The organism is Sinorhizobium fredii (genome assembly GCF_002944405.1).
Classification (GTDB): Bacteria; Pseudomonadota; Alphaproteobacteria; order Rhizobiales; family Rhizobiaceae; genus Sinorhizobium; species Sinorhizobium fredii_C.
Genome location: NZ_CP024307.1, coordinates 2,931,650 through 2,946,650, shown reverse-complemented (window position 1 = coordinate 2,946,650; position 15,001 = coordinate 2,931,650). Strand labels below are relative to the sequence as shown.

Genomic DNA, 15,001 nt, shown 5'->3' with positions numbered 1-15,001 from the left:
CGCCACGTGAGTAACCAACGTCGCCACCGACATTGTTGCAAAGGCTGTGCCAAGGACAGCGCGCCCTTTGCGGGAGATAGGTCATGTCTGCGATTATCGACAAAGCCCGGGATCTCGATCATCTGCTCGCCACCGCCGTGCAGGACGACAAGGAGGCCGGCATTTTCCGTTGCCGCCGCGACATCTTCACCAATGAAGACCTGTTCGAGCTGGAGATGAAGCACATCTTCGAGAGCAACTGGGTGTACTTGGCACATGAGAGCCAGATCCCGGAAAACAACGACTACTACACGACCTATATGGGCCGTCAGCCGGTGGTCGTCACCCGCGACAAGAACGGCGAACTCAATGCGATCATCAATGCCTGCGCGCATCGCGGGGCAATGCTTTGCCGGCGCAAGCACGGCAACAAGGGCAGCTTCACCTGTCCCTTCCACGGCTGGACCTTTTCCAACACCGGCAAGCTGCTCAAGGTCAAGGACGAGAAGTCCACCCAATATCCGGAGCAGTTCGCCAAGGACGGCTCGCACGACCTGAAGCGCCTGCCCCGCTTCGAAAGCTATTGCGGCTTCCTATTCGGCAGCCTGAAGGAGGACGTCGCGTCGCTCGAGGCGTTCCTCGGCGAGACGAAGGTCATCATCGACCAGATCGTCGACCAGGCTTCGAACGGGCTCGAAGTGCTGCGAGGCAACTCGTCCTACATCTATGACGGCAATTGGAAGCTGCAGATGGAGAACGGCTGCGACGGCTATCACGTCAGCTCGGTCCACTGGAACTACGCCGCCACCATGGGCCGGCGCAAGGAGGAGGGCACGAAGGCGGTCGATGCCAACAGTTGGAGCCGATCCGTCGCCGGCGTCTACGGTTTCGAGAACGGCCATATCCTCTTGTGGACGAACACGATGAACCCGGAAGTGCGTCCGGTCTACGACCAACGCGACGAGATCAGGGCACGCGTCGGCGAGGTGAAGGCGGATTTCATCGTCAACCAGACGCGCAATCTCTGCATCTACCCCAATGTCTTCCTGATGGATCAGTTCTCGACGCAAATTCGCGTGACCCGGCCGATCAGCGTCGACAAGACCGAGATCAGCATCTTCTGCTTCGCGCCGAAAGGAGAAAGCGCTGCGGACCGAGCGCTGCGCATCCGGCAATACGAGGACTTCTTCAACGTGTCCGGAATGGGCACGGCCGACGATCTGGAAGAATTCCGCGCCTGCCAGGCCGGCTATGCCGGCACCGCCGCGCTCTGGAACGACCTGTCGCGGGGCGCACCGCTCTGGATCGACGGTCCTGATGAGAACGCGAAGCGAATGGGCATCGAGCCGCTCCTGTCCGGCGAGCGCAGCGAAGACGAGGGCCTGTTCGTGCGCCAGCACGAATATTGGGCCAAGGTGATGCGCGAGGCGCTGACGGCCGAGAAGAACGGAGTCGTCGCATGAGCATTTTCTACGAAGCCATCTGCGCGTTTCTTTACCGGGAAGCCCGTCTGCTGGACGATCGCGAGTGGGACGAATGGCTGACCTGCTATGCGCCAGACGTGACCTACTGGATGCCGGCCTGGGACGACGACGACCAGATCACCGATGACCCGCAGTCGCAGATCTCGCTGATCTACTACCCGAACCGCGACGGTCTGGAAGACCGGGTGTTCCGCATCAAGACCGAGCGCTCCGGCGCCTCCACGCCGGAGCCGCGCACCAGCCACAGCGTGACCAATGTCGAAGTCTTGGAAGTCCGCGGTGATGAAATCGACGTGCGCTACAACTTCCACACGTTGAATCATCGTTACAAGGTCACCGACCAGTTCTTCGGCACGATGTTCGTGACGCTGCGCAAGAGCGACGACGAGCTGCTGATCTCCAACAAGAAGATCGTGCTGAAGAACGACTACATCCGCCAGGTCATCGACGTCTATCACATCTGACGGGCGTTGCCGGCCGGCACAGGAATTGATGAGGAGGGTTCTATGGCCTGCTACAGAATTGCGTTGAACTTCGAGGACGGGGTGACCCGCTTCATCGAGTGCAAGGACGGCGAGAAGGTTCTCGATGCGGCCTTCCGCAACAAGATCAACCTGCCGATGGACTGTTCCGACGGCGTGTGCGGCACCTGCAAGTGTCGCGCCGAGAGCGGCAGCTACGACCTAGGCAACGATTTCATCGACGATGCGCTGACGGCGGAGGAGGCCAAAAGCGGGCTTGTGCTGACCTGCCAGATGAAGCCGGCTTCGGATTGCGTGATCGCGGTGCCGACGACATCCGTGGCCTGCAAGACCGGGCAGCAGAGATTCTCGGCCACAGTGGCGCGCGTCAGCCTGCACAACGACGCGGCGACCGTGCTGGAGCTTGAGGCGGAGGCCGCGCCTGCCTTCCTGCCTGGCCAGTATGTCAATATCGAGGTGCCGGGCAGCGGTCAGAGCCGCTCCTATTCGTTCAGCACAGCGCCCTGCGAAGGCCGCATCGGCTTCCTCATCAAGAAGATACCCGGCGGCCTGATGAGCAACTGGCTGGAGCGCGCCGAAGTCGGCGCGAAGCTGGAGCTGACAGGACCGGTGGGGAGCTTTTATCTCCGCCACGTCCAGAGGCCACTCTTGTTCCTGGCCGGCGGCACGGGGCTCGCGCCGTTCCTGTCGATGCTGGAAGTGCTCGCCCGCGAGAGTTCTGGGCAGAAGATCCACCTAATCTATGGCGTGACGCGCGATCTCGATTTGGTTCTCGTCGACGAAATCGAAGCCTATGCGGCGCGCCTGCCCAACTTCAGCTTCGCGACGGTGGTGGCCGAGGATTCCTCCGGCCACCCGCGCAAGGGCTGGGTGACACAGCATATGCCCACCGAGGTGCTGCACGGCGGCGACGTCGACGTCTATCTCTGCGGCCCGCCGCCGATGGTCGATGCTGTTCGCTGGCATTTCGACGACAGCGGCGTTAAGCCGAACAGTTTTCACTATGAGAAGTTCACGCCCAATGCGGTCGTGAAGGAGGCTGCGTGAGCAGGGTGCGCTTCGCGGATCGTTTTGCCGGCAAGGTGCTGGTGGTGACCGGCGCGGCGCAGGGCATTGGCCGCGCCGTGGCGATCCGCGCCGCGGAGGAGGGCGGACGGGTCGTCTTCGTCGATCGTGCCGATTTCGTCGCCGATGTGGCGACCGAGGCCCGCGACGCTGAAGCCGCGGCTTTCAGGACCGACCTAGAAACCTATGAAGGTGCGGCTGCCGCGATGCGCTTCGCCGAAGAACGCTTCGGCGGCATCGACATCCTCATCAACAATGTCGGCGGGGCGATCCGCATGCGCCCCTACGGTGAATTCGAGCCGCAGCAGATCGATGCCGAGATCCGCCGCTCGCTGATGCCGACGCTCTACTGCTGCCACGCCGTGCTGCCGCATCTCGTCGCGCGCGGCGGCGGCACCATCGTCAATGTGTCGTCGAATGCGACGCGCGGCATCCATCGGGTGCCCTATTCGGCGGCCAAGGGCGGGGTGAATGCAATCACCCAGTCGCTGGCGATGGAGTTGGCGGAGCGCAACATCCGCGTGGTCGCTACCGCCCCGGGCGGCACGGAAGCGCCGCCGCGGCGCGTTCCGCGCAATGCCGGCGGCGACACGGAGGCGGAGAAGGGCTGGATGGCCGAGGTCGTTCACCAGGTGAAGCAATCCAGCTTCGTGAAGCGCTACGGGACCATCGAGGAACAGGTGGCGCCGATCCTGTTCCTGGCCTCGGACGAGGCGTCCTACATCACCGGCAGCGTGCTGCCCGTGGCCGGGGGCGATACCGGCTGACATTTCAAGACTGACTGCGTAGCAACTCGGGGAGGAGCGATGATGCGCACTATCGATGTGAATGAAGCAATAGATAACAATCCGTTCGGGGGATTCCAGTGGCTGGTGGTGGGGCTCTGCGCCCTGCTGCTGATCGTCGACGGCTACGACGTCTTCGTCGCCGGCACCGTCCTGCCGACGCTGATGGACGAATGGGGTCTGAGCAAACCCCAGGCCGGCGCGCTGCAGGCCTGGGCGCTGTTCGGCATGATGTTCGGCGCCCTGTTCTTCGGGCCGCTGGCCGACAGGATCGGCCGGAAGAAGGGCATCGCGATCAGCTTTCTGCTGTTCACCGTCTCGACCCTTCTCACCGGCTTTGCAGGTTCGCCGGAACAGTTCAAGGTCTTCCGCTTCTTCGCCGGGCTCGGCTGCGGCGGGCTGATGCCGAATGCCGTGGCGCTGATGAACGAATATGCGCCGAAGCGCCTGCGCGGCACCATGGTGGCGCTGATGTTCTCCGGCTATTCGGTCGGCGGCATGGTCGCGGCGGGCCTCGGCATCGGTCTCATCCCGCAATTCGGCTGGAAGCCGATGTTCTTCGTTGCCGCGCTGCCGCTGGTGCTGTTGCCGGTCATCCTGTGGAAGCTGCCGGAATCGCTCGGCTTCCTCATTCGCCAGGGCGAGCAGGAAAAGGCTAGACAAATCTATGCGAAGATCGTCCCGTCCGCGCGCCTCGTCAGTGAAGACAGGCTGGTCTTCTCCGAAGCCAAGGGCGCGTCTGCGTCGGTCGCCGAACTGTTCCGGCACCAGCGGACGCTGCGCACGCTGATGCTGTGGGTCGCCTTTTTCTGCTGCCTGTTGCTCGTCTATCTGCTCTCGTCCTGGCTGCCGAAAGTTCTCCAGGAAGCCGGCTATGCCGAAAAGGCGAGCCTGCTCAGCCTCTTCTCGCTCAACTTCGGCGGCATGGCGGGCGCGATCGCCGGCGGCTGGCTCGGCGACCGCTTCGGCCTGCCGAAAGTGGTGGTCGCCTTCTTCGTTGCAGCGACTGCCTCGATCGCGCTGATCGGCTTCAACCTGCCGGCGGGACTGCTGTTCCTGATGGTCTTTATTGCCGGCGCCACGACGATCGGCACGCAGATCCTGCTCTATGCCAGCGTCGCGCAGCTCTACAATCTCTCCGTCCGGTCGACCGGGTTGGGTTGGGCCTCGGGCGTGGGCCGCATCGGCGCCATCGTCGGCCCGACGCTCGGCGGCGTGCTCCTCGCGCAGCAACTTCCGCTCCAGCAGAACTTCCTGATTTTCGCCATCCCCGCGGCGGTCTCGGCGCTCGCCATGCTGGTCTTCGCGGTCAGCAACGCCCGCCGCGCCGGCACCGTCCAACTCGCTGCCGCGTAGGGCGGTGGTACGATGAGCGGTGGCCCGAGCCGCTCATTACGCTTCTGCCGACGGCCGATCGTAACCCGGCCGTCGGCGCCTTTCTCGCGGCGAGCACGGTCGACACTACGTCATAGGATGAGTGTTCGTCCGAATCGCCCGTAAGCCTCTTCAAAAAAACCGAAGCCCTCGAGCCGTGCCCTATCTAGATCTCGAAAGTCACCGCCTTCATTACCGTATCGACGGCGATACGGCCGCTTCCGGCAAGCCTTGGCTCATGTTCTGCAATTCGGTCGGTACCGACCTGCACATGTGGGCTGCGCAGGTGGCCGCGCTCTCGCACCAATATCGCCTGCTGCGTTACGATCGCCGCGGTCATGGCCTGTCTTCGGCACCGCCGCCGCCCTATGCACTGTCCGATCTTGGTCACGACGTCATCGCGCTGCTCGATGCGCTTGAGATAGAGCGGGCGCATTTCTGCGGCCTCTCCATCGGCGGTCTGACCGGACAGTGGCTGGCCATTCATGCCGGAGAACGGCTGGACAAGCTTGTTGTGTGCGCGACGTCCGCCAAGATCGGCACCGCGGAAAGCTGGGTCGCGCGCATTGCCGCCGTGCGGGAAAACGGCATTGGGGAGCTCGCCGCCGCCACCGCCGAGCGCTGGTTCACGCCGGAGTTCAGAACCGCTGAAGGCGACACCGTCCGCGAGATGCGTGACACGTTCGCCGCGACCAAGGTCGACGGCTATATCGGCTGTTGCGCAGCTCTGGCCGGGGCGGATCTGCGGGAGGAAGTCGGCCGGATCGCAAACCCCGTGCTTGCCGTCTCCGGCGAAGACGATCCGGTGTGTCCGCCGGCCGATTTGGAGGGCATCGCCGTTGGTGTGCACTGGGGTCGCCACGTCTCATTGCCGGGCCGCCATATGGTCAATGTCGAGTCGGCTTCGACATTCAATGCTGCGCTTATCGAGTTTCTCGACAGCGATTGGTGACTCGGCGGCAAGGCGAACGGCTTGCGGTGTAACTGCACGATCATCATATTGCGGTCAATAAAGGCGAGCGCGAGGTTTCGACGATGGTCATTCTGACAATTCGGAATGTGCCCGATGAAGTGCATCGCGCCCTGCGCGTGCGGGCTGCGCTACACGGCCGCAGCACGGAGGCGGAAGTCCGCGACATTCTGGAAAGTGTCGTGAAGCCGGAGCAGCGCGTCCGCATGGGAGACATCCTCGCTGAGCTCAGCCGGCGGCAGGGGCTGACCAATGATGATTTCGCGGTACTCGACCAGCGTCGTGACGAGGCAGCAGAGCCAATAAGGTTCGAATGATCGTCTTGGATACGAATGTCGTTTCCGAGGCGATGAGACCAGAGCCCAACCCGGCCGTCCGTTCCTGGCTGAACGCGCAGGTCGCCGAAACCCTGTATTTGTCGAATGTAATGCTGGCCGAAATGCTGTTCGGCATCGCTGCGTTGCCGGACGGTCGGCGAAAGCAGCACTGACCGAAACGCTTGATGGCATGCTCGGCCTGTTCGGCGATCGCATATTGCCGTTCGACACCGGCGCTGCTCGGCACTACGCCGCCTTGGCTGTGAAAGCCAGAACGGCCGGCAAGGGGTTTCCGACCCCCGACGGATATATTGCCGCCATTGCCTCCTCTAACGGGTTCATCATAGCGACACGCGACATCGGCCCCTTTGAAGCGGCAGGGCTAACCGTTGTAAATCCTTGGAATAATGCATAGTCCAAAGGCACTGAACCGCAGGCTCTTGCCCTCCTCTTTGGTCGAATCGGCGCAAGCGAGACATGGACTGGTCGGCTCGGGGCCTTAAGCTGCCATTGGCAGCGCACCTCTTTAGTCCGGGCAACGACCACGCAGCGATCTTCCGCCACTCGGCGCCGCTCCCGGCGACCGCGCTCCTACGTGGCGACCGTACAAGCTGTGGCCGAAATCGGCGCCGAAGGCTGCCTTTACGGTCAGCGTAGGGGGCTCGCCCGGCGGCTCGCCGCCATTCCGGCGAGCCAAGTCGCGCTCCAGTACCGCCTGCGCCCCTCGAAGACATGGCCCCGCACCGGCCGCCACCTCCCACCGCCAGCTCCCCCGACATGTCACAAAAAAATTCATAATCGCCGTTGCGGCGTGACATAACTTGCGCTATATATCTGACCGATCGGTCGGTTAATGAAAATTACCGATCCAGTGGGAGGAGTCACATGCCTGAGGCTTTCAGCCTGCGTCCTTTATGGACCCCAGCACCAGCCGACGCTTCGCGGGCCCGAAGCTCCGGGCGGCCTTCTGTGTTGATTCCCTGCCGGAGACGGCCGACAATATGGGCGAGGACTTCGGCGTCAGCTACGACGATCAGGATGCAGTCGCCGAACGCAACGAAGCGCGCGGGACCGCGGCACAAAGTGCGGGTTCGTCCGCTCAGCATAAGCGGCGCACGGCTGGTGACGACCGCCACCCATCAGCTTCACCGCCAGGGCGGTCGCGCGTGCGCTGTGCAGGATGTGCATCGGCGTCGGCCAGGCCTTTGCCATCATTCTCTGACGGAGGAGTAGGACCATGTATGCGCAAATGGTGAAAACCGACGCTGCCCGCGTCAAGGGTCTCGGCGAGATGGATGCGCAAGAGCGCGCCTTCCAGCAGCGCATTGATGCGGGCCAAAAGATCGAGCCGAAGGAATGGATGCCGGAAGGCTACCGTAAGACGCTCATCCGCCAGATCAGCCAGCACGCCCATTCCGAAATCGTCGGTCAGTTGCCGGAAGGCAACTGGATCACCCGTGCGCCGACGCTGGAGCGCAAGGCGATACTGCTTGCCAAGGTCCAGGATGAGGCCGGCCACGGCCTCTATCTCTACTGCGCCGCCGAGACGCTGGGGATCAGCCGCGATCAGATGTATGACCAGTTGCACAGCGGCAAGGCAAAATATTCCTCGATCTTCAACTATCCGACGCTCTCCTGGGCGGACATCGGTGCCATCGGCTGGCTGGTCGACGGCGCGGCGATCATGAACCAGGTGCCGCTGCAGCGCTGTTCCTACGGGCCCTATGCGCGCGCCATGGTGAGGATCTGCAAGGAGGAAAGCTTCCATCAGCGCCAAGGCTTCGACATTCTGGCGAAGATGGTGAAGGGCACGCGGGCCCAAAAAGCGATGGTTCAGGATGCGCTGGACCGCTGGTGGTGGCCGTCGCTGATGATGTTCGGCCCCTCCGACGATGCCTCCGTCCACTCGGCCCAGTCGATGGCCTGGAAGATCAAGCAGAACTCGAATGATGAGCTCCGTCAAAAGTTCGTCGATCAGACGGTGCCCCAGGCCGAGTATCTAGGACTCACCGTTCCAGATCCGGACCTCAAGTGGAACGACGAAAAGGGCGGCTACGATTTCGGCGAGCCGGACTGGAGCGAGTTCTTCGAGGTGATCGCCGGCAACGGCCCCTGCAATGCTGAACGCCTCGGGGCGCGCAGGAAGGCCTGGGAGGATGGCACCTGGTTCCGCGACGGCCTGACGGCGCATGCGGAGAAGGTCGCGGCTCGACGCGCCAAGTCGATCGCTGCCGAGTAGAGATAGGGAGAGAGCAGCATGTCCAGCGAATGGCCCCTCTGGGAGGTTTTCATCCGCGGCCAGCACGGGCTGAACCACCGACACGTGGGCAGCCTGCATGCGCCGGACGCGGAAATGGCAATCAACAACGCCCGCGACGTCTACACGCGCCGCAATGAGGGCGTCAGCATCTGGGTGGTGCGTTCGAGCGACATCGTCGCCAGCGCGCCCTCTGAAAAGGGGCCGCTTTTCGAGCCTTCGAATTCGAAGGTCTACCGCCATCCGACCTTCTTCGACATTCCCGACGAAGTGGGGCACATGTGATGGGTAGAGCAACCGTGACGGACACGGCCGTCGACCGCGCCGCACTTTTCGAGTTCCTGCTGCGCATGGGCGACAGCACCCTTGTCCTCGGCCATCGCCTTTCGGAATGGTGCGGCCACGGCCCGGCGCTCGAGGAAGACATCGCGCTCGCTAACACGGCGCTCGACTTTATCGGCCAGACGCAGTTGTGGCTGGGTCTCGCGAGCGAGGTCGAAGGCGAGGGCCGCAGCGCCGACGATCTCGCCTATCTCCGGGACGCGCGCGATTTCCGTAATCTGTTGCTTACAGAACGTCCGAACGGCGATTTCGGCAAGACGCTGATGCGCCAGTTCCTTTTCGACGCGTGGCACTACCTCTGTCTGAGGGCGCTGTTAGGCTCTTCCGATGCGCGCGTTGCCGCGATCGCCGAGAAGGCGTCCAAGGAGGTGGCCTACCATCTCCAGCGCAGCCGCGACCTCGTCATCCGGCTCGGTGACGGAACGGCGGAAAGCCATGCCCGCATGCAGGGAGCGCTTGATGATCTCTGGCCCTATACCGGCGAGATGTTCGTGAACGAAGCCTCCGACGCGGCCCTTGTCGCCGCCGGTGTGGCGCCCGAGCCCGCAAGCCTCAAGGCGGAATGGGATGCGCTGGTTGCGGAAGCGCTCTCAGAGGCGACGCTGAAGAAGCCCGCCGACGGCTATATGCACAGGGGCGGCAAGCGCGGCATTCATACAGAGCATCTCGGCTACGTGCTCGCCGAGCTGCAGTTCCTGCAGCGCGCCTATCCGGGCGCCACCTGGTAGGAGGCTTTGATGGCAACCGCGACGCTTCCGTCGATCAAGGATGTCTGGGACTGGCTTGCGCAAGTGCCCGACCCGGAGATTCCGGTCATTTCGGTTACGGATCTCGGCATCGTTCGTGATGTCGCCTGGGACGGCGGCACGGTGGTGGTGACGGTGACGCCGACCTATTCGGGCTGTCCCGCCACGACGGTGATCAACCTGGATATCGAACGGGCGCTCCATGAAAAGGGGCTCAAACGCGTCAGGCTCGAACGCCGGCTCTCGCCGGCCTGGACCACCGACTGGATCAGCGCCGAGGGCCGCGACAAGCTCAAGACCTATGGGATCGCGCCGCCGGTCGACGGTACGGCCGCGGACGGAACGCTGCTCAAGCGGATCGACCGTCTCTCCGGTCGCCCGAGTCTGACGGTCGGCTGTCCCCGCTGCGGATCCTCACGGACCGAAAAGGTCAGCCAGTTCGGGTCGACTCCGTGCAAGGCGAGCTATCGCTGCTCCGACTGCCTAGAACCTTTCGATTATTTCAAGTGCATCTGACGCGATCCAGAGTGAGGCCCGCTTAAATGGCACGTTTCCACCCCCTGCAAGTCACCGAAGTCCGGCGCGAAACGCGCGATGCCGTGGTCGTGACGCTCATGCCGCGGGAAGAAGACCGCGCCGCCTTCGATTTCACGCAAGGCCAGTACCTGACGTTTCGCCGGATGTTCGACGGCGAGGAGCTGCGCCGCTCCTATTCGATCTGCGCCGGAAAGGACGAAGGTGTGCTGAGGGTCGGCATCAAGCGCGTCGACGGCGGCTGCTTCTCCACCTGGGCGAACGAGGAGCTCAAGCGCGGCGAGATGCTGGAAGCGATGCCGCCGATGGGGGGCTTCTTCACGCCGATTGAGCCGGATGCGGCAAAACACTATCTCGGCTTTGCCGGCGGCAGCGGCATCACGCCGCTCCTCTCGATCATCAAGACGACGCTTGCGCGCGAGCCGCGGTCCCAGTTCACGCTGGTCTATGCCAACCGACACGTCAGCTCGATCATGTTTCGCGAGGAGCTCGAAGACCTCAAGAACCTCTATCTCGGGCGGTTTGCGGCATTGCATGTCCTCGAAAGCGAAGCCCAGGATATCGACCTTTTTACCGGACGGGTCGACGCGGAGAAATGCGAGGCGCTGTTCCGCAGCTGGATCGATCTGAAATCGGTCGACACCGTCTTCATCTGCGGCCCGGAACCGATGATGCTGGCGATCGCCGCGGCGCTGCGCGCGCACGGACTTGGCGACGAGCAGATCAAGTTCGAGCTGTTCGCGTCCTCGCAGCCCGGCCGTGCACGGCGCAAGGTCGCAAGTGCTGCCGGTGCCGACAGGCAATCGAGTTGCGAGGCGACCGTCACCCTCGATGGTACGACGCGCAACTTCAGCTTTCCGAAACAGGGGCAGAGCCTCCTCGAAGCCGCACTCGAAAACAGGATGGATGCGCCCTACGCCTGCAAGGCGGGCGTCTGTTCCACCTGCCGCGCCAAGGTGGTCGAGGGCGAGGTTGAGATGGAGACCAACCATGCGCTGGAGGACTACGAGGTCGAGCAGGGCTATGTGCTGACCTGCCAATGCTATCCGCTGAGCGACCGCATCGTCGTCAGCTACGACCAGTGATGCTCCCAGGGAGAAGTTCCATGTCCGATGAAACGATGCCGATCGAGGACTATCTTGCCCAGGGCGGCCTGCTCACCTCGCCGGACAACGTGCCGCCGCGCTATCGCGGCGAACTTCTCCGGCTGATGGCGAGCTTCGTCGACAGCGAACTCGCCGGTTCTGCCGGCTTCGCCGATGTCATCAACGATGCTCCGGGGATCAAGGAGCGCATCGCGGCGGCGCGGATCGTGTTGGAAAAGGCGGACCATGCGGGGCGGGTGCTCGAGATCATGGGCGATTTTGGTGCCGATACGGTGCGTTATGCGGTCCATCACCCGTGGTCGGCGCGGCTTCCCCGCAATGCCGATATCGGTGCGGAGCGCCGCGGCGGCGACATGCGGCTTTCGGTCCTCCACTACCCGCTCGAAGGCTGGATCGATGCGGTCGTCATGAACGTGCTGATGGGCAAGGCGGTCGTCATTCAGCTCGGCGAACTGGCGCGCGTCTCCTACCAGCCGCTTGCCGAAGTCCTCCGGGCGATTTTGCCGCGCGAAACCCGCCACGCCGAACTCGGCATCGACGGGCTGAAACGAATTGCCGAGACGGAGGAGGGGCGCCGTGCTGCCCGGGAAGCGGTCGCCTATTGGCGTCCGCGGGTTGCCGCGAGCTTCGGCCTTTCCGGCTCGACCCGCTACGACATGCTCGCCCGACTCGGGTTGCGCCACACGCCCAATGAGGCGCTGCTCGCCGCGTGGCAGAAGGCCACCGACGCCGAGCTTGCCGCGCTGAACCTGAACTGACGGAAGGAATATTCGATGAACATACTGGCAGATCGTGCCCGTCGGCTTGAAAGCTATGTCGGCGGCGCCTGGATGAGGGGTGCCAGCGACGGCGCGGCGCTGCTCGACGCCGCGACCGGCGCGCCGGTGGCGATGATCGATTCCACCGGCATCGACTTTGCCGCCGCACTCGCCTATGGGCGCGAAAAGGCCGGTCCGGCGCTCCGTCGCATGTCGTTCCATGAACGGGCGGCGATGCTGAAGGCGCTCGCTGAGGCGTTGATGGATCGAAAGGAGGAGTTCTACGCGCTCTCGACCCCCACCGGCGCCACCAGGACAGACAGCTGGATCGACATCGAGGGCGGCATCGGCACGCTGTTCTCCTATGCCTCCAAGGGCAAACGGGAATTGCCGAACACCCGGGTGCTGGTCGATGGTGAGGTCGAGACGCTGTCGCGAGACGGCACGTTTTCGGCCCGGCACATCCTGACGCCGCTCGAAGGCGTGGCGATCCACATCAACGCCTTCAACTTTCCCTGTTGGGGGATGCTCGAGAAGCTGGCGCCGACGCTGCTTGCAGGCATGCCTGCGATCGTGAAGCCGGCAAGCCAGACAGCCTATCTCACGGAGCTCGTGGTGCGGCGAATGGTGGAGACCGGATTGCTTCCGGAAGGAGCCGTGCAGCTCGTCTGCGGTTCGGTCGGCGATCTTCTCGATCACCTCGACGGACAGGACGTAGTCACCTTCACGGGCTCGGCCGCGACCGGGCGCAAGCTGAAGACGCATCCCGCAATCATCGAGAATTCCGTGCGCTTCACCATGGAGGCCGATAGTCTCAACGCGGCCGTTCTCGGTCTCGACGCAGGCCCCGGGACGGAGGAATTCGATCTCTTCGTCAAGGAGGTCGCTCGCGAGATGACCGCCAAGGCCGGGCAGAAATGCACCGCCATTCGCCGCGTCATCGCACCGCGTGCCCATTGCGATGCGCTTATCGCGGCACTGGGCGAACGACTTGCCAAGGTTCCGCTCGGCAACCCCGCTGCCGAGAGCGTGCGGATGGGGCCGCTCGCAAGCCTCGGGCAGCGCGAGGAGGTCAGGGCGCGCATCCGCGATCTTGCCGCCGATGCGGAGATCGTCGCCGGCGATCCCACGAACCCCCAGGTGGTTTCCGGCGACGCGGAAGCGGGCGCCTTTCTCAATCCGGTCCTGCTTTATTGCGGCAACCCCGGCGCCGCGCGGGCCGTGCACGATGTCGAGGCTTTTGGTCCGGTCAGCACCGTCATGCCTTACGATACCAAGGAAGAAGCTGTGGATCTTGTGAAGCGCGGCAAGGGCAGCCTCGTCACCTCCGTCTTCACCAATGATCCTCGTATTGCAGAGGAGCTGGTGCTCGGCATCGCGTCATTCAATGGCCGGGTGATGATCGGCAACCGCTTGAGCGCCAAGACCTCGACCGGGCACGGTTCGCCGCTGCCGGGCCTCGTCCATGGCGGCCCGGGAAGGGCCGGCGGCGGCGAGGAGCTCGGCGGCATCCGGGGCGTCAAGCACTACATGCAGCGCACGGCCGTCCAGGGAGCACCGGGGCTGCTCTCGGCGGTCACCGGCCGATGGATCGAGGGTGCCCCGGTGCGCGCCGACGGCGAACATCCGTTCCGCAAGTCGCTTGCCGAGCTCCGGATCGGCGACCAGCTGGTGACGGCGACCCGCACGGTGACGCTCGAGGACATCGAGCATTTCGCCAATTTCACCGGCGATACCTTCTACGCCCACATGGACGAGGAGGCGGCGCGGGCGAATCCGTTCTTCGACGGACGCGTCGCGCATGGCTACCTGATCGTCTCCTTCGCCGCCGGGCTCTTCGTCGATCCGGCCCCCGGGCCGGTGCTCGCGAATTACGGCGTCGACAATTTGCGCCTCCTGACGCCGGTCTATCCCGGCGACACGCTGCAGGTCGCGCTCACCTGCAAGGAGATCAATCCCCGGATCAATGCCGAGCATGGCGAGGTCCGCTGGGACTGCCGCGTCACCAACCAGACGGGCGCGACCGTGGCGCAGTACGATGTACTGACGATGGTGGCGAAGACGAGAGGATAGCGACGTCGCGCCTACAGCGCCGCGCGTCTTATCAGAGGGGATGCGGTCCACGCACGAGGGCGCGAAAAGTCAGCGCACCGCCTTGACGCCCTCCAGGATCAGGGTCGTGGCGATCTCGGCATATTCGTCCCGGCTGATCGGGCCGTCGGGGCGGAACCACATATAGACCCAGTTCATCATGCCGAACAGCGACATCGTCACCGGCATCAGCAGTGGACGATCATTATTGAGATCCGGATTGATGTCGTTGAGCACGCTCGAGAAGCGCTTGACGATGCGTCGCTCGATGGCGCGAATCTCGGCCATCTGCTCGGGCGAGAGCGCGCTCGTGCCGTTCAGCTGCACCTTGTGCTGGTCGTCGGCGTCGCGATAGTTTTCGAGCACCTGGCGCACGAGCAGCCGCAACCGTTCCCCCGGAGCGAGATCCGGCCGGTCGGCAGCTTCTATGGCCGCGTCGAGCTCGGCAAGGTGCGTGCGAACGATATCGAAGATCAGCGCGTCCTTGCTCGGATAATAGTGATAAAGCAGTGCTTTCGAGACGTTGCTGTGAGCAGCGATCTGCGCCATCGAGGCCTTTTCCATCCCCATTTCGGCGAACACTGCGGCGGCGCTCGTCAGAATGCCGCGCTGCTTCTCCTCGAAATCGACTGCGCGTGTTCGTGCCATGTTGATCCTGCTCTCACTCTCTACCTGCTCAATCCCACGAATAAGGGAGAACCGTAAAGTCCT

Annotated in this window: 15 protein-coding genes and 1 pseudogene; 15 read left to right on the top strand and 1 reads right to left on the bottom strand. The window is 63.6% G+C overall.

Annotated features, from left to right (window positions below; genetic code table 11):
- The first annotated feature begins 83 nt into the window (after positions 1 to 83).
- From NXT3_RS14505 to paaZ, 15 genes and pseudogenes are all read left to right on the top strand, one after another.
- The gene (locus NXT3_RS14505; protein WP_104839562.1) at positions 84 to 1,442 is read left to right on the top strand and encodes a Rieske 2Fe-2S domain-containing protein; all 1,359 of its coding nucleotides are present in this window, start codon (positions 84 to 86) and stop codon (positions 1,440 to 1,442) included.
- Positions 1,439 to 1,927: a benzoate 1,2-dioxygenase small subunit gene (benB, locus tag NXT3_RS14500; RefSeq protein WP_104839561.1), complete on the top strand. Its 489-nt coding sequence runs from the start codon at positions 1,439 to 1,441 to the stop codon at positions 1,925 to 1,927. Before NXT3_RS14505 ends, benB begins: the two co-directional genes overlap by 4 nt.
- Before the next feature lie 42 nt (positions 1,928 to 1,969).
- Positions 1,970 to 2,992: a benzoate 1,2-dioxygenase electron transfer component BenC gene (benC, locus tag NXT3_RS14495; RefSeq protein ID WP_104839560.1), complete on the top strand. Its 1,023-nt coding sequence runs from the start codon at positions 1,970 to 1,972 to the stop codon at positions 2,990 to 2,992.
- Entirely contained in the window at positions 2,989 to 3,777 is a 789-nt protein-coding gene (gene benD, locus NXT3_RS14490) for a benzoate diol dehydrogenase BenD (RefSeq protein ID WP_097525087.1), read from the top strand. The genes benC and benD overlap by 4 nt, the downstream gene beginning before the upstream one ends.
- A 39-nt stretch (positions 3,778 to 3,816) precedes the next feature.
- Positions 3,817 to 5,151: an MFS transporter gene (locus tag NXT3_RS14485; RefSeq protein WP_199773291.1), complete on the top strand. Its 1,335-nt coding sequence runs from the start codon at positions 3,817 to 3,819 to the stop codon at positions 5,149 to 5,151.
- A gap of 175 nt (positions 5,152 to 5,326) precedes the next feature.
- Positions 5,327 to 6,121, top strand: coding sequence for a 3-oxoadipate enol-lactonase (gene pcaD, locus NXT3_RS14480; RefSeq protein ID WP_104839559.1), 795 nt, complete (start codon positions 5,327 to 5,329; stop codon positions 6,119 to 6,121).
- Between the two features lie 83 nt (positions 6,122 to 6,204).
- On the top strand, positions 6,205 to 6,456 hold the full coding sequence (locus tag NXT3_RS14475) for a FitA-like ribbon-helix-helix domain-containing protein (RefSeq protein ID WP_097525089.1): 252 nt from the start codon (positions 6,205 to 6,207) through the stop codon (positions 6,454 to 6,456).
- Positions 6,453 to 6,871 (top strand): annotated as a pseudogene (locus tag NXT3_RS14470) (type II toxin-antitoxin system VapC family toxin). The gene NXT3_RS14475 and the pseudogene NXT3_RS14470 overlap by 4 nt, the downstream one beginning before the upstream one ends.
- Positions 6,872 to 7,693: 822 nt before the next feature.
- Entirely contained in the window at positions 7,694 to 8,695 is a 1,002-nt protein-coding gene (gene paaA / locus NXT3_RS14460; RefSeq protein WP_037414433.1) for a 1,2-phenylacetyl-CoA epoxidase subunit PaaA, read from the top strand.
- Between the two features lie 18 nt (positions 8,696 to 8,713).
- A complete protein-coding gene (gene paaB / locus NXT3_RS14455; protein WP_026614670.1) occupies positions 8,714 to 8,998 on the top strand; it encodes a 1,2-phenylacetyl-CoA epoxidase subunit PaaB in 285 nt (94 codons plus the stop codon).
- Complete coding sequence (paaC, locus tag NXT3_RS14450; RefSeq protein ID WP_097525090.1) at positions 8,998 to 9,783, top strand: 1,2-phenylacetyl-CoA epoxidase subunit PaaC; 786 nt, start codon at positions 8,998 to 9,000, stop codon at positions 9,781 to 9,783. The genes paaB and paaC overlap by 1 nt, the downstream gene beginning before the upstream one ends.
- Positions 9,784 to 9,792: 9 nt before the next feature.
- Positions 9,793 to 10,317 (top strand): 1,2-phenylacetyl-CoA epoxidase subunit PaaD, encoded by a 525-nt coding sequence (gene paaD / locus NXT3_RS14445; protein WP_037414438.1) that lies wholly within the window; start codon positions 9,793 to 9,795, stop codon positions 10,315 to 10,317.
- 26 nt (positions 10,318 to 10,343) lie between these two features.
- Entirely contained in the window at positions 10,344 to 11,420 is a 1,077-nt protein-coding gene (paaE, locus tag NXT3_RS14440; protein ID WP_104839558.1) for a 1,2-phenylacetyl-CoA epoxidase subunit PaaE, read from the top strand.
- Positions 11,421 to 11,440: 20 nt separating this feature from the next.
- Positions 11,441 to 12,199 (top strand): Phenylacetic acid catabolic protein, encoded by a 759-nt coding sequence (locus NXT3_RS14435; protein ID WP_037414442.1) that lies wholly within the window; start codon positions 11,441 to 11,443, stop codon positions 12,197 to 12,199.
- Positions 12,200 to 12,214: 15 nt separating this feature from the next.
- A complete protein-coding gene (gene paaZ, locus NXT3_RS14430; RefSeq protein ID WP_104839557.1) occupies positions 12,215 to 14,272 on the top strand; it encodes a phenylacetic acid degradation bifunctional protein PaaZ in 2,058 nt (685 codons plus the stop codon).
- Between the two features lie 69 nt (positions 14,273 to 14,341).
- Here the strand turns inward: paaZ and NXT3_RS14425 are convergent, their stop codons facing one another.
- Positions 14,342 to 14,938: a TetR/AcrR family transcriptional regulator gene (locus tag NXT3_RS14425; RefSeq protein ID WP_037414445.1), complete on the bottom strand. Its 597-nt coding sequence runs from the start codon at positions 14,936 to 14,938 to the stop codon at positions 14,342 to 14,344.
- Positions 14,939 to 15,001: the final 63 nt, after the last annotated feature.